This is a genomic window from Butyricicoccus intestinisimiae (assembly GCF_018918345.1).
In the GTDB taxonomy this organism is placed as follows: domain Bacteria; phylum Bacillota; class Clostridia; order Oscillospirales; family Butyricicoccaceae; genus Butyricicoccus_A; species Butyricicoccus_A intestinisimiae.
This window is the reverse complement of sequence record NZ_JAHLQI010000001.1, coordinates 392624-413298: the sequence shown is the minus strand read 5'-3', so window position 1 is coordinate 413298 and position 20675 is coordinate 392624. Positions and strand designations below refer to the sequence as shown.

At 52.1% G+C, this 20675-nt stretch carries 23 protein-coding genes; all 23 read left to right on the top strand.

The window, feature by feature from the left end; translation table 11 throughout:
- The first annotated feature begins 4 nt into the window (after positions 1-4).
- The 23 genes from KQI75_RS02090 to mltG all read left to right on the top strand — a co-directional run bounded on the left by KQI75_RS02090 (position 5) and on the right by mltG (position 20666).
- Complete coding sequence (locus KQI75_RS02090; RefSeq protein WP_216469021.1) at positions 5-580, top strand: SpoIIIAH-like family protein; 576 nt, start codon at positions 5-7, stop codon at positions 578-580.
- 75 nt (positions 581-655) lie between these two features.
- Positions 656-1051, top strand: coding sequence for an Asp23/Gls24 family envelope stress response protein (locus KQI75_RS02085; protein ID WP_216469020.1), 396 nt, complete (start codon positions 656-658; stop codon positions 1049-1051).
- A gap of 123 nt (positions 1052-1174) precedes the next feature.
- Complete coding sequence (gene nusB, locus KQI75_RS02080; protein ID WP_216469019.1) at positions 1175-1633, top strand: transcription antitermination factor NusB; 459 nt, start codon at positions 1175-1177, stop codon at positions 1631-1633.
- Positions 1634-2572, top strand: coding sequence for a Kae1-like domain-containing protein (locus tag KQI75_RS02075; RefSeq protein WP_216469018.1), 939 nt, complete (start codon positions 1634-1636; stop codon positions 2570-2572). It begins immediately after the preceding gene.
- Positions 2569-3783: an exodeoxyribonuclease VII large subunit gene (xseA, locus tag KQI75_RS02070; protein ID WP_216469017.1), complete on the top strand. Its 1215-nt coding sequence runs from the start codon at positions 2569-2571 to the stop codon at positions 3781-3783. Before KQI75_RS02075 ends, xseA begins: the two co-directional genes overlap by 4 nt.
- Positions 3784-3795: 12 nt before the next feature.
- A complete protein-coding gene (gene xseB / locus KQI75_RS02065) occupies positions 3796-4026 on the top strand; it encodes an exodeoxyribonuclease VII small subunit (RefSeq protein ID WP_330655460.1) in 231 nt (76 codons plus the stop codon).
- A gap of 3 nt (positions 4027-4029) precedes the next feature.
- Complete coding sequence (locus KQI75_RS02060; protein ID WP_216469015.1) at positions 4030-4920, top strand: polyprenyl synthetase family protein; 891 nt, start codon at positions 4030-4032, stop codon at positions 4918-4920.
- Positions 4921-5803: 883 nt separating this feature from the next.
- Positions 5804-6385, top strand: coding sequence for a hypothetical protein (locus tag KQI75_RS02055; RefSeq protein ID WP_246566315.1), 582 nt, complete (start codon positions 5804-5806; stop codon positions 6383-6385).
- A 55-nt stretch (positions 6386-6440) separates the two neighbouring features.
- Positions 6441-8354, top strand: a complete 1914-nt coding sequence (gene dxs / locus KQI75_RS02050; RefSeq protein ID WP_246566311.1) for a 1-deoxy-D-xylulose-5-phosphate synthase — start codon at positions 6441-6443, stop codon at positions 8352-8354.
- Entirely contained in the window at positions 8320-9126 is an 807-nt protein-coding gene (locus tag KQI75_RS02045; RefSeq protein ID WP_216469014.1) for a TlyA family RNA methyltransferase, read from the top strand. The genes dxs and KQI75_RS02045 overlap by 35 nt, the downstream gene beginning before the upstream one ends.
- On the top strand, positions 9116-10006 hold the full coding sequence (locus KQI75_RS02040; protein ID WP_216469013.1) for an NAD(+)/NADH kinase: 891 nt from the start codon (positions 9116-9118) through the stop codon (positions 10004-10006). The genes KQI75_RS02045 and KQI75_RS02040 overlap by 11 nt, the downstream gene beginning before the upstream one ends.
- 13 nt (positions 10007-10019) lie before the next feature.
- Positions 10020-10472, top strand: coding sequence for an arginine repressor (locus tag KQI75_RS02035; protein WP_216469012.1), 453 nt, complete (start codon positions 10020-10022; stop codon positions 10470-10472).
- A 13-nt stretch (positions 10473-10485) separates the two neighbouring features.
- Positions 10486-12171, top strand: coding sequence for a DNA repair protein RecN (gene recN, locus KQI75_RS02030; RefSeq protein ID WP_216469011.1), 1686 nt, complete (start codon positions 10486-10488; stop codon positions 12169-12171).
- A gap of 45 nt (positions 12172-12216) precedes the next feature.
- Positions 12217-13443: a tyrosine--tRNA ligase gene (gene tyrS, locus KQI75_RS02025; protein ID WP_216469010.1), complete on the top strand. Its 1227-nt coding sequence runs from the start codon at positions 12217-12219 to the stop codon at positions 13441-13443.
- Between the two features lie 199 nt (positions 13444-13642).
- Complete coding sequence (locus KQI75_RS02020) at positions 13643-14377, top strand: WecB/TagA/CpsF family glycosyltransferase (protein WP_216469009.1); 735 nt, start codon at positions 13643-13645, stop codon at positions 14375-14377.
- A 21-nt stretch (positions 14378-14398) separates the two neighbouring features.
- On the top strand, positions 14399-15175 hold the full coding sequence (gene thyX, locus KQI75_RS02015) for an FAD-dependent thymidylate synthase (RefSeq protein WP_216469008.1): 777 nt from the start codon (positions 14399-14401) through the stop codon (positions 15173-15175).
- Positions 15172-15831, top strand: coding sequence for a dTMP kinase (locus tag KQI75_RS02010; protein WP_216469007.1), 660 nt, complete (start codon positions 15172-15174; stop codon positions 15829-15831). Before thyX ends, KQI75_RS02010 begins: the two co-directional genes overlap by 4 nt.
- A 17-nt stretch (positions 15832-15848) precedes the next feature.
- Entirely contained in the window at positions 15849-16751 is a 903-nt protein-coding gene (locus tag KQI75_RS02005) for a DUF2156 domain-containing protein (RefSeq protein ID WP_216469006.1), read from the top strand.
- On the top strand, positions 16748-17569 hold the full coding sequence (locus KQI75_RS02000) for a GNAT family N-acetyltransferase (protein WP_216469005.1): 822 nt from the start codon (positions 16748-16750) through the stop codon (positions 17567-17569). Before KQI75_RS02005 ends, KQI75_RS02000 begins: the two co-directional genes overlap by 4 nt.
- A 19-nt stretch (positions 17570-17588) precedes the next feature.
- Positions 17589-18128, top strand: coding sequence for a DJ-1/PfpI family protein (locus tag KQI75_RS01995; protein ID WP_216469004.1), 540 nt, complete (start codon positions 17589-17591; stop codon positions 18126-18128).
- On the top strand, positions 18109-18690 hold the full coding sequence (locus KQI75_RS01990; protein ID WP_216469003.1) for a 5-formyltetrahydrofolate cyclo-ligase: 582 nt from the start codon (positions 18109-18111) through the stop codon (positions 18688-18690). Before KQI75_RS01995 ends, KQI75_RS01990 begins: the two co-directional genes overlap by 20 nt.
- On the top strand, positions 18680-19573 hold the full coding sequence (locus tag KQI75_RS01985; RefSeq protein WP_216469002.1) for a CPBP family intramembrane glutamic endopeptidase: 894 nt from the start codon (positions 18680-18682) through the stop codon (positions 19571-19573). The genes KQI75_RS01990 and KQI75_RS01985 overlap by 11 nt, the downstream gene beginning before the upstream one ends.
- Before the next feature lie 19 nt (positions 19574-19592).
- A complete protein-coding gene (mltG, locus tag KQI75_RS01980) occupies positions 19593-20666 on the top strand; it encodes an endolytic transglycosylase MltG (RefSeq protein ID WP_216469001.1) in 1074 nt (357 codons plus the stop codon).
- The last annotated feature ends 9 nt before the right edge of the window (positions 20667-20675 follow it).

The window sequence follows — 20675 nt, the reverse complement described above, 5'->3', positions numbered from 1 at the left end:
GAACATGATATCCTTACGCAAGCGCGGTGCCGTATACGGCGTGATTGGTCTCATGCTGTGCGTCGCAGTTTACTTGAACTGGAGCTATTTTCAGACACCGGACGAACTGACCATTGCCGATCAGGCAGAGGCGAGCGGAAGCGTGTACGGTGCGGTCACAGCGGTAGACAATACCGATACGGCGGCAGATGCATCCTCCGACGGTTCTGCGAAGAAAACGCAGAAAACCGATTATTTCGCGCAGGCGCGATTGTCGCGGGAGACCGCACGGGATGAAGCGCTCACGATGCTGCGGGAAACCGTCTCTGATGACAGTGCATCGGAGGACGCCAAAAAACAAGCGAGCGAGAAGATTACACAAATCGCAGGCAATACCGTAAAAGAAGAGCGGTTGGAAAGCCAGCTCAAATCCAAGGGATATACCGACGCGGTCGTCTATATCTCAGATGAGACAATCAGCGTCATTGTTTCTTCACCAAAGGGCGGTCTGAATGCTTCATCTACAGCGGCAATTTCGGATATGGTATTGTCTGAAACCGGTGCACAGGCATCGATGCTGCGTGTCAGCGAAGCGAAATAATCCGGCTTTTTTTAATTTCTTGTTTTCAAACGTCAATCCATATGGTATAATCACATCGTAAGGAGTGTGATACCTATGGCAGACGGTAAGGAATACTGGACTTCCGGCGGCGAACAGGACAGTGTTCGCATTTCTGAGGATGTCATCGCGTCGATTGCGGCAATTGCGGCATCTGAGACAGAGGGCGTAGGCAACCTCTATTCCGGCATTGGCACCAACGTCGCAGAGTTTTTGGGCAAGAAGAGCTTGGCGAAGGGCGTAAAGGTTGTGTTCCATGGTGATCTGGTTGAAGTCGAGGTCAGTATGCTCGCACAGTACGGCTATGATATTTGCGAGGTCAGCAAAAAGGTGCAGGAGGCAGTTCGTTCTTCGATTCTGTCCATGACCGGTATGCGTACTTCGGCGGTAAATATCAACGTGGGCGGTGTGTCCTTTGAGACGTCGACGGCTGTATCTACTGAGGTTCAGTAACCACAGCACAGTAAAATAAACCCTGACCGGCGCCGGTCGAGGGTTTATTTTTTTGCAGACTTGTTGTATAATATATTTTAAATCATAAAATGGCTAGTTTTGACCGAATACGGAGGTATCCCTGTGGGAAGAAAAGAAGCAAGAGAAATTGCACTGCATCTGATTTTTGAATTGAGCTTTAAACAGTTTGATGACGCAGAACTCGTTTCTGCCCGTCTGGAGCAGGAAGTCATGGAATCGCTGGCGGGCGATGTTGCGCTGTACGCAGGTGAGCTGCCGGAAGAGCAGAAGACTTATATTCGCAACACCGTTCTCGGCGTCTGTGCACACAACGCAGAGCTTGACGCCGTGGTAGAAGCGCATTCCACCAACTGGAAGACCAATCGTCTGACCCATATGACGATGTCTCTGCTTCGTCTGGCGCTGTACGAGATGCAGTACGCAGACGATGTTCCGGTAGGCACCGCAATTGATGAAGCGGTTGCGCTTGCGAAGAAGTATGAGTCCAAGGAAGCATCTGCATTTGTCAACGGCGTTCTCGGCGCGGTTGCACGCGAAAAGGCAGACGAGAAGGCGGAATAAATGTCTCGCTTTTTTGGTATTGATACATCCAATTACCGCACATCGGCGGCGCTGTTTGACAGTGAAACGATGCAGTGGGAAAATTCCGGCAGACTGCTGGAAGTGCCGGAAGGGCGCATTGGTCTGAGACAGAGCGATGCGCTGTTTCAGCATGTGCTGCACCTGCCGGCGCGCATCGATGCGTTGGAAGCCGGCTTTGGCAAAAATCTTCGCGCCATTGCGGCGAGCACGCGGCCGAGAGCGGTAGAAGGCTCGTATATGCCGTGTTTTCTGGCGGGAGCGGGACAGGCGCGCAGTATGGCACACGCGCTCGATGTGCCGTTTTATGAGGTCTCTCATCAGCAGGGGCATTTGGCGGCAGCGGCGTTGTCCGCGAATGCGCTGGATTTGCTGCGCCAGCCGTTTTTGGCATGGCATTTGTCCGGCGGCACGACCGAACTATTGCACGTCAAACCGGAAGGCAAGCTGTTTTCGGCAGAAATTGTCGGCGGCACGGATGATTTGGCAGCAGGTCAGCTCATTGACCGCGCAGGAAATCTGCTCCATCTGCCATTTCCGTCCGGTGCACAGCTGGAGCAATTGGCGAATCAGTGCGAAGAGCCGGAAAAGCCGTTTCGGCCCAAAGTGATGGATTTTCATTTTTCGCTGTCCGGTGCGCAGAATAAAATTGAACAGCTGCATCAAAAAGGCGCTGATGCGCCGACCGTCGCACGATATGCGATTGATATTGTATCTAGTGCGGTTGTCAAAGCGACCGAACAGGCAGTACAAGCGACCGGCTTGCCGGTGCTGTGTGCAGGTGGCGTCATGTCCAATCGGCTGCTGCAAAAACGAATGCGCCGTAAATTCGGGGCAAAGTTTGCCGAACCGGTATTGTCCGGAGACAACGCCGTGGGCGTTGCGGTCTTGGCGGCGATTTTGAGCGGAGAATTGGCATGAGACAATCTGGTGCGAACATCTATACTGTAACACAAGTCAATCACGCGATTAAGCTGCTGCTGGAAGATCAGGACGCTTTTCGCAATCTATATATTCAAGGCGAGCTCTCAAACTATAAGAAATATCCGTCCGGACATCACTATTTTACTTTGAAAGACGCGGACGGTGTGCTCTCAGCCGTGATGTTTCGCTCGGACGCTGCGCGTCTGCGCTTTCAGCCGGAAAACGGGATGAAAGTCATTGCGCGGGGGCGTATCAGCGTATATCCGCAGCGCGGACAGTATCAAATGTATGTCGCTGACATGATGCCGGATGGCATCGGCGCGCTGACGATTGCATTTGAACAGCTCAAACAGCGCCTGTATCAAGAGGGACTGTTTGACGAAGGACATAAAAAGCCGATTCCGCGGCTGCCGGCGCGCATTGCTGTTGTGACGTCGCCGACAGGTGCCGCCGTGCGCGATATTTTGCGCATTCTGAAACAGCGGTATCCGATTGCGCACGTCGTTATTTATCCGGTGCTTGTGCAGGGCAAAGAAGCCGCTGGACAGATTGTTGCGGCGATTGAAGCAGTCAACCGCCGCCATGATGCAGACGTCATGATTGTCGGCCGCGGCGGCGGTTCTCTGGAAGATTTGTGGGCGTTTAACGAGGAAATTGTCGCGCGAGCGCTTTATGCTTCAGAAATTCCGGTCATTTCCGCCGTCGGACACGAGCCGGATATTACCATTTCGGATTTTGTCGCGGATGCCAGAGCGTCTACGCCGTCCAATGCGGCGGAAATTGTTGCGGCAGACACGCGCACGATTCGAGACGGTCTGTATCATGCCAATACGGTCATGCGCGGCGATATGTTGGATATGTTACACGGCTTTCGGCTGCGTTTGGAAGCGCTGGACAAGCGCCGCAAGCTGCGCGCGCCGCTGGGATATATTCAGGATAAGCGGTATCAATTGGAACACATATCGGGTCAATTGTCCGCGGCAATGCGGCAGATTGTTGCGGCGGATCGGCAGCGATTTGTCGAGCAGGCGGCATATCTGGATGCATACAGTCCGCTCAAAGTTCTGGCGCGCGGGTATTCCGTTGTGACCAAAGACGATGCTGTGATTTCCAGCAGTGCCAAGCTGCACAAGGAGGACGAAATTACGATTCGCTTTGCCAAGGGCGGCGCCGTGTGCACGGTTAAGCAGGTAAAGCGGAAGGTATAAGGGGATATGAGCATGGAAGATTTGACATTTGAGCAAGCCATGCAGCGCTTGGAAGAAATCGTATCGCTTCTCGAAGACGGCAAAGCACCGCTGAACGAGAGTATGGCGCTGTTTGAGGAGGGCACCAAGCTGTCTGCGTATTTGTCCCAATTGTTGGACACGGCGGAGCAAAAGGTGACGATGATAACCGTACGCGACGGAGCAGAGACCGAGATTCCGTTTGACACGCAGGAAGGAGAATGACAGATGACGCTGAAAGAGCAGCTTGCAGCATACAGCAAGATGGTAGAAGACCGTTTGATGACATATATTCAGCCGAGCGAGGACAAAGGACAAGCCGTTGTCTTTGAGGCCTGCCGCTATTCCGCGATGGCAGGGGGCAAACGTCTGCGTCCGGGATTGGTACTGGAATTTTGCCGTGTGTGCGGCGGAAATTTGGAAGCGGCGCTTCCATTCGCCTGCGCGTTGGAGATGATTCACACGTATTCTCTCATTCATGATGATTTGCCGTGCATGGACAATGATGATTTCCGCCGCGGAAAGCTGACTAACCACAAGGTATACGGCGAGGCAACGGCGGTTCTGGCCGGTGACGGTCTGCTGAATCTGGCGTTTGAAACGGCTTCTGATCCGGCGAATACCAAGCTGGTGTCGGCGGAAACACAGGTCAAGGCGATTCGCATGCTGTCGCGTGCGTCGGGCATGGACGGCATGATTGGCGGTCAGATTTTAGATATGCAGGCGGAGGAGACGTCCATTTCTCTGGAACAGCTCAAAACATTGCAGGAGCTGAAAACCGGCGCCTTGATCAGCGTAGCGGCTCAGCTCGGCTGCTTGATTGGCGGAGCAACCGCAGAACAGACGCAGGCAGCTGCCACATATGCGGCGTGCATCGGTCTGGCATTTCAGATTCAGGACGACATTCTGGATATTGAAGGCGATGCGGAGACATTCGGCAAGCCGATTGGCTCGGATGAGGAAAACGGCAAGAGCACCTATCCGTCGCTGCTCGGACTGGAAAAGTGCCATGCGCTCGTGCACGAGCTGTCGCAGCAGGCAGTGGACGCACTGGCATCATTTGCGGATGCCGGCATTTTGCCGGAGTTAGCATACTCTTTGGCGGATCGCAACCATTAAAAACAAACCAAAGATGAAATTGTTGTAAATAAATTGCTGTATCCCTTGCAAAAATGATGCAGAGTATGGTACAGTAATACGCGGTGGCGCAGTATTCTAGTCAGCCGCTTCGACTCCTAAGACGGGCCTAAAAATCCGTAGAAAGGCACATCGATGAAGTCCCTGGTGTTTGCTTCTTACGCCCAGTTTGGGGTGGATGCTGGGGGTTAAGGTTTTAGGATGCTTCCCAATGGCATGGGAATATAGTTCCTATTACCGTGGAGACCGGTTGCTGTAGAGAACCTATACACCTTCGGGTTGATGGATTCTTTACGGGATCGGAATAAACCTGCAATGCGGTGCGAATGCAGCTCGACTGCAAAGACGCTGTGTGCAGCGTAGCCTGCCTTGCGTGAGTCTGGGGGATCGGGTGTCCGCAGATGCATGGTCATGGCCATGATCGTCTCCTGTATTGACCCGTGAAACCTACCTTGCAAAAGAGGCTAAGAGTCGGACTGGCTGTCGCGGAAATCGCCTAGACTGTCGTAACTGGGCAGACAGAGGATTGCAGTACGGACTAAGTGGCAATTCGGTACCGGAATCGGTAACGACCCGGCACAGACCATAATGGGAAACCGCCAACTGGCAACGGTTGGTCGTCTCTGGGGAAATCCAACCGAACCTCAAGCCGTAAGATTTACTCTGTCTGCTGCCACCCTTGTATAAACATACAAAAGCGCCGTGCGTCTGACGATGAAACATCATCGATAACGCGGCGCTTTTTTCACGCCTTTTTGGTGTAAAGTTAGAAAGAAATTCAAATCGCTTGACATACTATGTAATTCATCATAAAATGTTTACAACAGAATAAATACAAATATCGTGAATATGGAGGACACATCACTTGGACAGCGACACAGGAAAACCGAAAAAAAAGACAAAGCAGAAGCAGAACGGCAATGCCGTCAATGTGAGATGGATTGCAACGATCAGCATCACGAGCTTTCTGCTGTCCGTACTCATGTCGTACACATCGAATCGGGCACTGGAAAGCGTAGGAAACATCATTGCGTTTGTCATTTTGCTCGTGTTTATTTCGATAGGCATCTTATTTGACATTATCGGCGTTGCTTCAACGGTTGCAACGGAAAAACGCTTTCACTCGATGGCAGCGCGCCGCGTCAATGGTGCCAAGCAGGCGATTTGGATCGTGCGAAATGCAGAAAAGGTCGGCAGCTTCTGCAACGACGTAGTCGGTGACATTTCCGGTATCATTTCCGGTGCGACGAGTGCTGTTATTATTACGCGGCTGACGCAGGATGGAACCGACGTGCGCTCTGTCATCCTGTCATTGGTTATTACGGGCTGTGTGTCGTCGCTGACAATTGGCGGCAAGGCCATTGGCAAGACATTCGCGATTTCCCACAGCGAGGACATCGTGTTTCTCACCGGCCGTGTGCTGTCAATCCTGCCGTGGAAAAAATAAACAAGATGCCGCAGGAGCAATTCCGCGGCATCTTATTGGAATTCGGGGTTAAGAGATGGAAAAGCAGAAAGAGACGATGCGATATGGTCTTCTGGATCGGGACGATTTGCCCTCGATGCTGGGATCACTGACAAAAGAACAATTGGATGAACTTTGCGGAGAAATTCGGCAGTTTTTGTTGGATCATGTCTCGCAGACAGGCGGACATCTGGCGTCCAATCTCGGCGTGGTGGAGCTGACGATAGCGCTGCACCGTTGTTTTGACACATCGCGTGACCGCTTGCTCTTTGATGTAGGGCATCAGTGCTATACGCACAAAATTCTGACGGGACGAAAAGATGCATTTGGTCAGCTGCGGCAGTTTGGCGGCATTTCCGGCTTTTTGAAACCGTCGGAATCCATACACGATGCGTGTATTACAGGACATGCGTCCAGCTCGATTTCTGTCGCACAGGGCATGGCACATGCGCGCACGCTGCTGGGCGAAGACTATTCCGTCGTCGCAGTCATCGGTGACGGTGCACTGAGCGGCGGTATGGCATACGAAGCGCTCAATTCCGCCGGAGCCAGCAAAGAGCCGCTGATTGTCGTGCTCAATGACAACAACATGTCGATTGATAAAAATGTCGGTGCGATGAGCCGCCACCTGCAGCATTTGCGCGTTCAGCCGGAGTACATCCGCATGAAGCAGGACGTCAAGCAGGTGCTCGACCGCTCTCGCGTCGGAGAACGGGCGGCAAACTGGATTTCGCGCTCCAAACGCGCCGTCAAGTCTATGGTTTTGCAGTGCTCTATGTTTGAGCAGATGGGCTTTACCTATCTTGGACCGGTAGACGGTCACGATGTGCTGGCGATTTGCGATTTGCTTCAAATCGCAAAGGACATGAAAAAGCCTGTGCTCATCCATGTCAAAACCAAAAAAGGCAAGGGATACAGCTACGCAGAGCAGCAGCCGAACAAATATCACGGTGTTTCCAAATTTAATATCGCAACCGGTCAGCCGCTCAAGAAGGCCGTGACCAATTTCTCGACAGAATTTGGCAAAGAGCTGGTGCGTTTAGCAAAAACCAATCCGAAAATCTGTGCGATTACAGCAGCGATGCCGTCCGGTACAGGCTTGGGAACCTTCTCTCAGCTGTATCCGCAGCGATTTTTCGACGTCGGCATTGCGGAGGAACACGCCGTCGCGATGACCGCCGGCATGGCAAAACAAGGCCTGCGTCCGGTCTGCGCGCTGTATTCGACATTTTTGCAGCGTGCATATGACCAGCTTATTCACGATGTGGCGATTGATCATGTGCCGATTGTTTTGGGTATTGACCGCGCGGGCATTGTCGGAGAAGACGGTGCGACACATAACGGCGTATTTGATGTTGGATTCCTGCGTCAGATTCCGGGCATGACCCTGCTGGCGCCGTCCAGCTATGCGGAGCTGCGCGGCATGCTGCGCAGTGCGGTGCAGCACACGGACGGTCCGATTGCACTGCGCTATCCGCGCGGCGGAGAAGGCGCATATACCGAAGATCACTGGCAGGGACAGGCTGCGGTCTGTCTGCGGGAAGGCACGGATGTTGCTCTGGTGTCATACGGCATCATGATCAATGAGGCGCTGCAAGCGGCAGAGCTTCTGGAGGCACACGGTGTTTCCACAGCCGTATACAAGATAAATATCTTGACCGCCGCGTTTTCTGATGAATTTTTGCGGCAGGTTTCTCAGTGCGGCCGCGTTGCTGTGATAGAGGATGTCATGCACGCAGGCGGCGTCGGGCAGGCGCTTGCAGAAACACTGGCGCTGCAACAGATACAAATGAACTGGATTCGCCTGTTTCACACAGACAGCAGTTTTGCGCCGCAGGGAGCTGTTCGGCAGATATACGAATATTACCATTTAGACGGCAACGCAGTTGCCAAGACCTGTTTGGAGGCTATACAGCATGAAAAAGAAGAGACTGGACGTTCTTCTATTTGAAAAAGGCATGGTGCCGTCCCGTGAGCGCGCAAAAGCGATCATTATGAGCGGTATCGTTTATGTAAATAACCAGAAGGCGGACAAAGCCGGCATGAGCATTCCGGAAGACGCTGAAATTGAGATTCGCGGCAAGACCAATTCGTTTGTCAGCCGCGGCGGACTCAAGATTGAAAAGGCGCTGACATATTTCCAGATTGACCCGAAAGATTTGTGCGCGATGGATATCGGCGCATCAACAGGCGGTTTTACCGACTGTCTGCTGACGCGCGGCGCGAGAAAAGTCTATTCGATTGATGTCGGATACGGTCAGCTTGCATGGAAGCTGCGCCAAGATCCGCGCGTGGTCTGCATGGAGCGCACCAATATCCGCAAGGTCACGCCGGATATGCTGGACGATGTGCCGGAGTTCGCCGTCATTGACGTGTCATTTATTTCGCTCAAACTGGTGCTTCCGGTCGTTGCACAGCTATTGAACGAGCACGGCCGCATTGCCTGCTTGATTAAGCCGCAGTTTGAAGCCGGCAAGGGCAAGGTCGGCAAGAAAGGCGTGGTGCGCGAGCCGGAAATTCATCTGGATGTACTCAACGCATTTATTGAAAATGCACACGAAGCCGGTTTCCATGTCTATAATCTGACCTTCTCACCAATCAAGGGACCGGAAGGCAACATCGAATTTTTGGGATACATCGGCAAAGACGGAGAGGATGCCGATATAGATACCGCAGCCTTGGTTGCAGAAGCACATGGAGCGTTAGACAAGCATGACGAATGAACGCTTACAGCATCCCATCAAGAAGGTCATGATTTGGCCGAACACCGGAAAAGAGGGCATGGGACTGGCGGTTCGTCAAGCCGCGGATGTCCTTCGAGAGTTCGGCGCGGAGGTGATTTTGGCGGAACGGGCACTGGAAATCGGCATTGATACAGACGGATTTCTTGTGCACACTCTGCAAAAGGCGATGATTGAAGCGGATTTTATCGTTGTGCTCGGCGGAGACGGCACAATTCTCTCCATGGCGCAGCACGCAGCCCCGTATCATGTGCCGATTTTCGGCGTGAATATGGGACACGTAGGCTTTATGACGGAAGTAGAGTTTCCGGAGTTCCGCATGATTCAGCGCATCTTTGAGGGCAAGTATACGATTGATGACCGCATGATGCTGGATGTTGATGTTATTCGCGGGGATCAGCTGGTATATCGTTCGATGGCGCTGAATGAGGCCATTGTCAAGACCGGTTCGATTTTTCGCATCAGCCTGCTGGATATTTTCTGTGATCGGCAGCCCGTGTGCTCTCTACACGGCGACGGTGTCATCGTTGCCACGCCGACGGGCAGTACGGCATATTCCTTGGCAGCCGGCGGCCCGATTATCGAGCCGTCTGCGGAAAACATCTCGGTTGTGCCGATTTGCCCGCACGAGGTAAACGCGAAATCGTACATCTATTCTCCGCATCGAGAGATCAGCATTGAGCCGCGATTTTTTAACGATGCGACGATATTTGTGTCCTGCGACGGGCGCAGAGGATTTGAACTGATGGACGGTGACCGCGTGTGTATTCGCAAGGCTCCGTTCTTCACCCAGCTGCTTCGCGTAAAGGGAAACAGCTTCTATTCGCTGTTAAATGAAAAATTGACCATTCGGCGCGTATAAAAGAGGAACAATCATGAAATTTCAACGCCAAGCAAAGATTTTGGAACTCATTGAGACCAATGAGATTGAGACGCAGGAGGAACTTTCCTCGCGCCTGCGTCTGTTAGGCTATGAGACCACACAGGCGACGGTTTCCCGCGATATCAAGGAACTGCGTCTGATTAAAATTCTGTCTCCGTCCGGCAAATATCGCTATGCGACATCTGCACAAGAGGCAGAGAACAGTTATGCCAGCCGCTTGCAGAACATCTTTCGAGAGTGTGTAACCAGCGTTGCAGCGGCACAGAATCTGGTCGTGATTAAGACGTTTCCGGCGCTGGCGCCTGCGGCAGCCAATGCGATTGATGCCATGCGGCTTCCCAACGCACTGGGCTCTATCAGCGGCGATGACACGGTATTCATTGCAATGAAGGACAACGAGAGCGCGGTTGAATTTTGCGAAGCTACCAAGAAAAACTTGAAATAAAAGAGGTGCCATTATGCTGAGTCTGCTTCACATTGAAAACATTGCTATCATTGAACAGGCAGACATTGTTCTGCAGCCGGGATTTACCGTGCTGACAGGCGAGACGGGTGCCGGCAAATCCATTATTATTGATTCCATCGGCGCGATTTTGGGACAGCGCACCAGCCGCGAACTCATTCGCAGCGGCGCAAAAAAAGGCTTTGTCAGTGCGGTATTTGAAGATATTCCCGCAGCGCTCAAGCGCCAGCTGGAAGAACTGGGCTTGGACACGGAGGATGACGGAACCGTTCGCATCCAGCGCGAGCTGTCGGCAGAAGGGCGCAGCGTGTGCCGTGTCAATATGCGTCCGGTATCTGCGTCTGTGCTCAAAACGCTGAGTCCGTATCTCATCAATATACACGGTCAGCATGACGGTCAGAAGTTGATGCAGGAAGAATATCACATTGACTTTTTGGACAGCTTTTTCGAGGCGGAAACGCTGTTGGAGCAGTTTCGCCCGATGTATGCAGAGCTGCACACCCTGCGTAGCAAAATTCGGGAACTAGAGAAAAGCGGACAGCAGCGCGAACAGCGCATTGATATGCTTCGATATCAGATAGATGAAATCGAAGCGGCACAGCTGCAGCCGGGAGAGGAAGAAATGCTGACCGAACGGCGGCAATTTTTTGAAAATGCCGGACAGCTGGCGTATTCGCTGCAGGCGGCAAGCAAATTGCTTTCCGGCGGCGAAGAAGATGACGGCGCGATGGACTTGCTGTCGCGCGCGGCAGACGAATTGGCTGATGTGGCGGCGTTATCTCAGGACTTGAATAATTTGTCGCAAAAAGCCGAAGAAGCGCGCTATCAGGTCGAGGATTTGGCGGCATCGGTCGCTATGCTGGCGGCAGATGTCGATTTTTCGCCCAAGGAGCGCGATGCCGTAGAAGAACGGCTGGATGTGATTTACCGTCTGCGCCGCAAGTATGGCGCAACCATCGAAGAAGTGCTCTCTTATCATGACAAGGCATCCAAAGAGCTGGGCGAGTTGGAAAATGCGGATGACCGCAAGGACGAGATGATGGAGGAATACCATCGGACGCTGACCCGCGCGCGAGAAATCGCCAGCGAGTTGTCCAAGCGCCGCAGACAGGCAGCGGAGGAGCTGGAAACAAAGATTGTTGCGCAGCTCAAGGATCTGGATATGCCGAAGGTTCGCATCAGCATTCAAGTCTCCAGCCAGACCAAGCTCAATCCGCACGGCATGGATGAAGTGCGCTTTTTGATTTCGACCAATCCGGGCGAACCGGTCAAGCCGCTGAGCAAGATTGCATCGGGCGGTGAGTTGTCCCGCATCATGCTGGCGATAAAAAATGTCTTGACGCAGACGGAAGATGTGGGTACACTTATTTTTGATGAGATTGATACCGGCGTCAGCGGCAGAGCGGCGCAAAAGATTGCGCTCAAGCTCGGAGAAATTTCACGCAGAAAGCAAACGCTGTGCGTCACACATTTGCCGCAGCTGGCTGCGATGGGTGATCATCACTTGCTCATCAAAAAATCGCTGTCGGAAGAATATACGTTTACCGACGTGTTCTCTCTGACCGAGGAAGAACGGGTGAGCGAGCTGGCGCGTATGCTGTCCGGTGATGCCATCACGGAGCTCTCCATGCAAAACGCCGCGGAGCTGCTGGAACGCGCGGCGGCAAACAAGAAAAAGTAACCGGATTATCGGTTTGCTTATAAAAACAGAAAGGGATTCAAAACGATGTCACAAGTTTACGAAGAACTTCAGGCACGCGGCTTAATTGCCCAGTGCACAAACGAAGAAAAAGTCCGCGATCTGCTGGATAACCATCAGACTGCATTCTATATTGGTTTTGACGCAACGGCTGATTCGCTGCACGTCGGCCATTTCCTGCAGCTGGTTGTTATGTCCCGCCTGCAGAAGGCCGGCCACCATCCGATTGCACTGATCGGCGGCGGCACGACCATGATCGGCGATCCGACTGGCAAGACCGATATGCGCAAGATGCTGACCAAGGAGCAAATCGACCACAACGCCGAGTGCTTCCGCAAGCAGATGCGCCGTCTGGTTGATTTTGACAACGGCAAGGCAACCATGCTCAACAACGCGGACTGGATTCTCAAGTTTAACTACATGGACTTCCTGCGTGAAGTGGGCGTGCATTTCTCCGTCAACCGTATGCTGACGGCTGAGTGCTTCAAGACCCGTCTGGAGAAGGGTCTGAGCTTCATTGAGTTCAACTACATGCTGCTGCAGAGCTACGATTTCCTGCATCTGTACCGCACGATGGGCTGCCATCTGGAGCTGGGCGGCGATGACCAGTGGTCGAACATCATCAACGGCGCTGATCTGATTCGCCGCGTAGACGGCAAGGACGATGCATACGGCCTGACCTTTACTCTGCTGACCACTTCTGAGGGCAAGAAGATGGGCAAGACGGAAAAGGGCGCTGTATGGCTGGATCCGGAGAAAACTTCCCCGTATGAGTTCTTCCAGTATTGGAGAAACATCAATGACGCAGACGTCATCCGCGTTATGAAGATGCTGACCTTTATGCCTCTGGAAGAAATCGCAGAGTACGAGAAGCTGGAAGGCGCTGGTCTGAACAAGGCAAAGGAGCGTCTGGCATATGAGATTACAGCCATGGTTCATGGCAAGGAAGAGGCAGAAAAGGCAATGAATGCTGCCAAGGCTGCATTCTCCGGCGGCGCTTCCGCTGATATGCCGACCACCGCGCTGACCGCAGAGGATCTGACCGACGGTGAAATCGGCGCGATGGATCTGCTGGTAAAGACCGGTCTGGTAAAGTCTAAGAGCGAAGCACGCCGCACCATCCAGCAGGGCGGTCTGACCATCAATGACACGAAGGTTACCGACGTGTATGCTGCATACGGTGCAGATGCGTTTGCCGGAGATGGCATGATTATCCGCAAGGGTAAGAAGTCCTTCCGCAAGGTAACCCTGTAACATCACATATTCCATGCCGCTCCTTTCAAAACAGAGGGAGCGGCATTCTTATGAATTTGTTTACACAATTTTGGTTGAAATGAGGGAATCAACCTGCTATAATTGACCGAAAATGTAGATTGCTGCGATTTTTCTTTCCCTTTTGAATAGGCTATGCTATAATAAATAATTGATGATTTCACAAAAGGAGGGTGAAGGAATGAATAAGGTTTCCATCCTTGGCGTCAAATTCGATGCCATCACCAAGCAAGAAGCAGTCCAGCGGGCAATGGAGGCGATTCGGCAGGGCAAGAAGGGCTATGTCGTCACGCCGAACTCTGAGATTGTATATATGGCACGCAACAATCCGCAGCTCAAAAAGCTGCTCAATGCGGCAACGCTGGTTCTTTCCGACGGCATCGGCATTGTTCATGCTGCAAAGATTTTGAAAAAGCCGCTGACGGAAAAGGTTGCTGGTATCGAATTTGCCGCTGATTTGATTGCGGAAATGGAAAAGGAAGGCAGAAGTCTGTTTCTGTTCGGTGCAAAGCCGGGCGTTGCGCAAAAGGCTGCGGAAAACCTGAAGAAAAAGCACCCGAATCTCATTATCAACGGCTGCCGAGACGGCTACTTTAAGAGTGAGGAGCAGGCGGTTCAGGACATCAATGCCGCCGGTCACTCGGATGTCATTTTGGTTTGCTTGGGTGCACCGAAACAGGAAATCTTTATGAATACGCACATCGACGAGCTCAACGGCACGCTGCTGTGCGGCTTGGGCGGCTCGCTGGATGTCTATGCAGGCGTGGTAGAGCGCGCACCGGACTTCTATGTCGATCATGGTCTGGAGTGGTTCTATCGCCTCAAGAAGGAGCCATGGCGTGCCAAGCGCATGGCTGCGCTGCCGAAGTTCCTGCTCACTGTAATTGGCGCGAAAATCACAGGAAAAGAAAACTAAGAAATAAGGAAGTTTACCAATATGAATGTGAAACTGATCGCTTGCACCCCGTCTCCGGAACAGCTGATCTCTGCTGCCGCAAAAACCTGCTATTCTGCGGCAACGGTGGATACGCTGCTGGATGGTTTGGATGAACAAACCACACAATCGTATTTGACGATGCTCACGGATATCGGACACGAAAGCCCGATTGAGCACGCTTCGTTTACGTTTGCTATCGAAGGCGTATCCCGCTCTCTGCTGGCACAGATTACGCGCCACCGCATGGCGTCGTTTAGCGTCCAGTCACAGCGTTACGTCAAGGAAAATGCGTTTGAATTCGTCGTTCCGCACGAAATCGAGGCAATTCCGGAAGCAAAAGCGGCATTTTTGCAGGCAATGGCGGATGATCAGAAAATGTATGAGAATCTGACGGCAATTCTGCAAGAGAAGCACATGCAGACCTTTCTGGATGAGGGCTGCACGGAAAAAGAAGCCCGCCGCAAGGCGGAAAAAAAGGCAATTGAGGACGCACGCTATGTGCTGCCGAATGCCTGCGCGACCAAAATGGTCATGACTGCCAATGCACGTTCTCTGCATAACTTCTTCCGTCTGCGCTGCTGCAATCGCGCGCAATGGGAAATCCGTGAATTGGCAGAGGAGATGTACAAGCAGGTTTGCGCGGTTGCACCGACACTGTTCCGCAAGGCAGGTCCTGCCTGCACCTGCGGTGCCTGTTCCGAGGGCAAGATGACCTGCGGAAAAGCTGCGGAAGTCCGCGCCAAGTACGAAAAAATTCGTCAGGAGTGTGCAAAATGAGCGGAAAACTGCTGGTTTTAGAGGGAACGGACGCCTCAGGCAAATCCACCCAATTTGAGCGGCTGTGTCAGGCACTGGATGCGCGCGGCATAGAGTACCGCCGTCTGGTGTTCCCGCGCTACAAAGAAGAATCTTCCGCACTCATTCGCATGTATCTGGGCGGGCAGTTCGGTACACATCCGGACGATGTCAGCGCGTACACGGCATCGACGTTCTTTGCTGTGGACAGATATGCATCCTATCAGACAGAGTGGAAAGACTATTATGAAAACGGCGGTCTCATTTTGGCGGATCGCTATACAACCTCCAACGCCGTGCATCAGGCCTCAAAGCTGGAAGGTGACGAACAAAAGGCTTTTCTCGACTGGCTGTTCGACTTTGAATACCGCATCATGGGCATTCCGGCACCGGATCACGTGTTCTTTTTGGATATGCCTACAGAAGCTGTCAAGAATCTGTTGGAGCACCGGAAGGGAAAAACACAGGACATCCACGAAAAAGATCTCGGTTACTTGAAGCAGTGCTATCAAACGGCTTCTCAACTCGCCGAGCAGTTCGGCTGGCACCGCATTCGGTGCACAGACGGCAAAACCATTCGCACAATTGAAGATATTTCGTCACAGCTGGTAGACGAGGTACTTCACACGATTCTCTAAAGGAGATCTCTCTTTTTATGTTAGCATTTCACCCCATTCGATTAGAAGACAAAACAGAAGCAGAGGCTTGCCTGTCCAAGCAGAACTATCGCCTGTGCGAGCACTGCTTCACGGATTTATTTATTTGGAAAGATCATTACAACACGCAGATTTGCGTGCACGAAGGATATTTGCTCATCAAGATGGAAACATTTCCGGATAAAACCCCGATGTATCTCTCTCCGATTGGCTCCGGTGATCTGAAAAGGGTCATGTTGGACTTGGAGGCAGATGCGGAGGAACGCGGCATACCATTCACCCTTTGCTGCATTCCGGAAGATATGATCGCAGAATTTGAGGCGGTTTTGCCGGGATATTATATGATTTCTGATTATATTGACGGCGCAGATTATATCTATGATGTCAGCAAAATGGCAACATTGTCCGGCAAAAAGCTGCAGTCCAAGCGCAATTTTGTCAACCGCTTTAAAAAGACCTACGAGGGCCGCTGGTCATATGAACCCATCACCGATGAAAACAAGCAGGAGGCGTATGACTTCCATATTCACTGGGCGCAGGACGGCGACAATTGTCCGAACGGTCTGATGTACTCCGGTGAAACCTGCGCGGTGTCGCTGGCGCTCAATCATCGAGAAGCGCTCGGTATGCAGGGCGGCATATTGCGTCTGGATGGCAAGGTCATTGCGTTTACGATGGGATGTCCTGTCAGCCATGACACGTTTGTCGTGCAGCTGGAAAAGGCAGAGGCATCGATTCCCGGCGCATATCCGATGATTAACCAGCAGTTTGTGCAGCACGTCATGGACGGGTATACCTACGTCAACCGAGAGGACGATTTGGGTCTGGAAGGACTGCGCAAGGCAAAGCTGTCCTATCATCCGGTCATGATGGGCAAGAAGTACATGGCGGTGAAGGCATGATTCGATTTGCGGCACAGCAGGACTTGAACGCGGTCATTGATTTATGGACACGCTGCTTCCCAGGTGACGAGGCATTTCGAGAATGGTTCTTTGCGAACATCTATCGTTCGGATGTGACACTCGTTGATGAAGAGGACGGCGTGCTGTGTGCTATGGTGCAAATGCTGCCGTATCAGCTGCGCGACAGCCGCGGTGTGCGTCCGGTGACCTATATTTACGGCGCCTGCACGGCACCGGAGTACCGCAGACAGCACCGCATGGATCGTTTGCTGCAGGCCTCGTTTGAACTGGATGTCAAACAAGGCAGAGCGGCATCTATCCTGATTCCGCAGGAGGAATGGCTGTACGGGTTTTATGAGCAGTTTGGCTATCGAACCGCATTTTATGTATCCGACCGCATCGTTACGTGTGCAGAAACACAGAATACCGCGGGCACGCTGCGCCGCATAACCGGCGCAGATATTCCGGCGCTAAACCGCTTGTATATGCAGGCACAGGATATGCGTCTGCTGCGCTCACAATCGGATTGGGAGCAGCAGATTGCATTGTTCGATGCGCTCGGTGCGGGTGTCTATGGTCTGGAGCAAGATGGGACATTGACCGCGTATGCGTTCGTCTGGAACGATGGCGCCGACAAGCTGTGGGCGCAGGAAATTTGCGGTGTGCAGCAGGATGAGCTGGCACAGGCGATCCTGCACCAGCTGCATTGCCGGACTCTGCGTCTGACAGGTGCAGGTGCAAAGCAAAAATTAGGCTGCATCCGGTATCACGATGACACGTCGGTGCAGAATGGATATTTTAATCTGTTATTGAATTGATAAGAGGAGGCAGACAGGCATGGTATATGTTTTTCATGTAGACGGCTATGAGGACACCGAGCTGATTGCACCGCTGGATATGCTGTCCCGTGCGGGCATTCCGTTTACGCGTGTCGGCGTGACCGGAAAGACCATCACGAGCAAGCTCGGTTTTACGATTGAAGCAGACATTACGCCGGAGCAGCTGGATTTGTCCGACTGTGAGATGATTTTTTTGCCGGGTGGTCCCGGAACCAAAAATTATTTCGACAAGCCAGTCATTGACAGTGCGATTGCATATTGCATGGAGCATGACTGCTACATGACCGCCATTTGTGCGGCACCGTCCGTTCTCGCTGCCAAAGGCGTGCTGGACGGAAAACAGGCTGTCTGCCATTTCAGCGTAGACGAGAAGATGGGCAAGGCGCAGGTGCGTAAGGACTGCATGGTATGCGTGGACGGCAAGATCATTACCGCATGCGGCGCGGCGGCATCCATCGAATTGGGACTCAAGATGGTTGAAGTTCTGCGCGGTGCTGAGGCAGTGGAGAAGGTTCGCCATGGAATCGAGAGTCGCTGAGCAAAAGAAGCAGCTGCGCGGCGAGCTGCTGCGGCTGCGCAGAGAGACACCGAGACAGCAAAAACAGGCGATTGACAGACAAATCTGTCAGCACGTGATAAACAGTCCGGAGTATCGGCAGGCGCAAACGATTTTTGCGTACTGGTCGACAGACGAGGAAATCGACACCCATGCGATTCTCGCCAATGCGCGGCAGCGCGGCAAGCGCGTCTGTGTACCCAAATGTTTGAAGGGACATCGCATGATTGCCCGTCAAATCTGCTCGGAAGCGGATTTGACCGAGCAGACATTTGGCATTCCGGAGCCGGGAGAGCAGTGTCCGGAAATCGCACCGGAAGAAATTGACCTGTGTTTGGTGCCTGCGCTCGCCTGCGATGCGTCCGGCATCCGATTGGGATACGGCGGCGGATTTTATGACCGATTTCTCCCGCAGACAGCTGCCTGCCGCATGGTGCTGTGCGCGCAGGAACGATTTTTGCAGCAGGTTCCCGCAGAACAGCACGATATGCACTGCGACTGCGTGGTGACAGAAAACGAGGTGATGCGCGTTTATGAAAAATAAAGCAACAATTTTGCCGGGTCTGATGCTGTTCGCCAGCTTTGTCATCTTGATGGTGTGCGGCATGGGATTTGACTTTGTTTTTTCCCGTTTTCCATCCCTTGGCATTGTTCTCATTGAACTTTTAGCGTTTGTTCCGCCGACATATTGCTTGTATAAATCCCAAGATCAAAATTTCCGGCTGAATTTTCGATGGGAAAAGCAGCCGGACAAGCTGCCTGTGTACTTTGGATTTACGGTAAAATTTGCCCTTGCGGTTTCTTTTTTGTCGTTTCTCAGCAATTTGGTCGCTTATGTTGTGTGCGGTGCGAACGACATTGACATCAGCGCGATGATTACGACAAGCGGCGCGGGAAATCATTACGGTTTCCTCAGCTTTCTGGGCATTGTTGTGTTCTCTCCCATTGTGGAAGAATTGTTTGTGCGCGGCGCCTTGTTTTCCTCTTTTGAGTGCAGGGCGGGAACCGTTGTCAGCATCGTGCTGAGCGGTGTCTGCTTTGCCATGCTGCACGGCTCTTTGCTCAGCTTTGTTGGCCCGCTGATTGCCGGCTGTGCCTATGCCTATTTGGTTTACATGTTTGACTCCATCTGGCCAGCAATCCTTGCGCACATCATCAACAACTGTTATTATTACATTATCAATTATCTGATTCATTTGTACAGTTCCTTTGGCATCTGGAAATACTTCACGTTTATCAACGTGATTTTATTCCTGCTGACGCTGTATTTGACGCTGCGTTCGCTGGAAACCCAGATTCAGCGCGGGAATTTACGCAAGATGAAGCCAAATCCATCGACAAAATGGGATGCCGTGCGAGATTGTGTCGTTAATCCGGGATTTTTCATCTTTATTTCCAGCTTTATCATTCGAATTGTCCTAAAATAACATCAGAAAGGATAGAGATATGAAATCGAACAAAAAAAAGAAAAAGCGTATCGGCGGTACCATCAAGTATCTGGTGACGATTTTTGTCATTTCCGCCGTGCTGGCAGGAAGCGGTATTTTGCTGAGCAATGACCTCTTTGCCCTTGCAAAGCCGGACAAAGACATCACAGTTACCATTCCGGAGGATGCAACGGTGGGCGAGGTATCCAAGCTGCTGGATAAAAGCGGCGTGATTCATTACGGCTCGTTGTTCCATCTGTTTACCAGCACAGTTTATAAAGACGTTGAGTTCCGTCCGGGTATGTGGACGCTCAACTCCAACATGGACTACCGCGCCATTGTTAACCAGATTCGTCTGACCAGTAAGAGCACGGTGACTGTCACCATTCCGGAAGGCTATACCGTCAACGAAATTGTTGATACACTGGTTAAAAACGGACTCAGCTCCAAGCAGGAGCTTCAGTCTGCACTGCAGAACGATACGTTTAACTACGATTTCCTGCCGGACGATCTGGGCAATCAGACCAATCGGTTGGAGGGATACCTGTTCCCGGATACATATGAATTTTATCTCAGCGATTCTGCGGATACGATCATCAACAAGATGCTCGGCAACTTTGAAAACAAGCTCAATGATGCATCCAACGGCAAGAGCCTGGCGCAGATCTGCAAGGAAAAGGATTTGTCCGTCTCTGACATGGTAATTATCGCGTCGATCACACAGAAGGAATCCGTCAATTCCGAGGACATGTACAACGTATCCAGTGTCATCCACAACCGATTGAACAATGCATCCGAATATCCGTATCTGAACATGGACACGACGGTTGTATACGCAGTCGGACACAAAAATCTGACCAAAGCAGATTTGAAATCGGACAGCCCGTATAACACGTATACATCCAAGGGACTGCCGCCGGGATCGATTTGCAATCCGGGTATGGATGCACTCGAGGCGGCGGCAAACCCGAACCAGACCGATTATTATTACTTTGTCGCAGATGATGCCGGAACCAAGCATTTGTATGCAAAGACACTGGCAGACCACAACAAAAACATTGCTCAGCTCGAAGCAGAAGCGAAATCTAATTAAAACGTAAGA

Coding starts and splice junctions, on each gene's coding strand:
- KQI75_RS02090 (WP_216469021.1), top strand. CDS start 5: ATGATATCCTTACGCAAGCGCGGTGCCGTATACGGCGTGATTGGTCTC.
- KQI75_RS02085 (WP_216469020.1), top strand. CDS start 656: ATGGCAGACGGTAAGGAATACTGGACTTCCGGCGGCGAACAGGACAGT.
- KQI75_RS02075 (WP_216469018.1), top strand. CDS start 1,634: ATGTCTCGCTTTTTTGGTATTGATACATCCAATTACCGCACATCGGCG.
- xseA (WP_216469017.1), top strand. CDS start 2,569: ATGAGACAATCTGGTGCGAACATCTATACTGTAACACAAGTCAATCAC.
- xseB (WP_330655460.1), top strand. CDS start 3,796: ATGGAAGATTTGACATTTGAGCAAGCCATGCAGCGCTTGGAAGAAATC.
- KQI75_RS02060 (WP_216469015.1), top strand. CDS start 4,030: ATGACGCTGAAAGAGCAGCTTGCAGCATACAGCAAGATGGTAGAAGAC.
- dxs (WP_246566311.1), top strand. CDS start 6,441: ATGGAAAAGCAGAAAGAGACGATGCGATATGGTCTTCTGGATCGGGAC.
- KQI75_RS02045 (WP_216469014.1), top strand. CDS start 8,320: ATGAAAAAGAAGAGACTGGACGTTCTTCTATTTGAAAAAGGCATGGTG.
- KQI75_RS02040 (WP_216469013.1), top strand. CDS start 9,116: ATGACGAATGAACGCTTACAGCATCCCATCAAGAAGGTCATGATTTGG.
- KQI75_RS02035 (WP_216469012.1), top strand. CDS start 10,020: ATGAAATTTCAACGCCAAGCAAAGATTTTGGAACTCATTGAGACCAAT.
- recN (WP_216469011.1), top strand. CDS start 10,486: ATGCTGAGTCTGCTTCACATTGAAAACATTGCTATCATTGAACAGGCA.
- tyrS (WP_216469010.1), top strand. CDS start 12,217: ATGTCACAAGTTTACGAAGAACTTCAGGCACGCGGCTTAATTGCCCAG.
- KQI75_RS02020 (WP_216469009.1), top strand. CDS start 13,643: ATGAATAAGGTTTCCATCCTTGGCGTCAAATTCGATGCCATCACCAAG.
- thyX (WP_216469008.1), top strand. CDS start 14,399: ATGAATGTGAAACTGATCGCTTGCACCCCGTCTCCGGAACAGCTGATC.
- KQI75_RS02010 (WP_216469007.1), top strand. CDS start 15,172: ATGAGCGGAAAACTGCTGGTTTTAGAGGGAACGGACGCCTCAGGCAAA.
- KQI75_RS02005 (WP_216469006.1), top strand. CDS start 15,849: ATGTTAGCATTTCACCCCATTCGATTAGAAGACAAAACAGAAGCAGAG.
- KQI75_RS02000 (WP_216469005.1), top strand. CDS start 16,748: ATGATTCGATTTGCGGCACAGCAGGACTTGAACGCGGTCATTGATTTA.
- KQI75_RS01995 (WP_216469004.1), top strand. CDS start 17,589: ATGGTATATGTTTTTCATGTAGACGGCTATGAGGACACCGAGCTGATT.
- KQI75_RS01990 (WP_216469003.1), top strand. CDS start 18,109: ATGGAATCGAGAGTCGCTGAGCAAAAGAAGCAGCTGCGCGGCGAGCTG.
- KQI75_RS01985 (WP_216469002.1), top strand. CDS start 18,680: ATGAAAAATAAAGCAACAATTTTGCCGGGTCTGATGCTGTTCGCCAGC.
- mltG (WP_216469001.1), top strand. CDS start 19,593: ATGAAATCGAACAAAAAAAAGAAAAAGCGTATCGGCGGTACCATCAAG.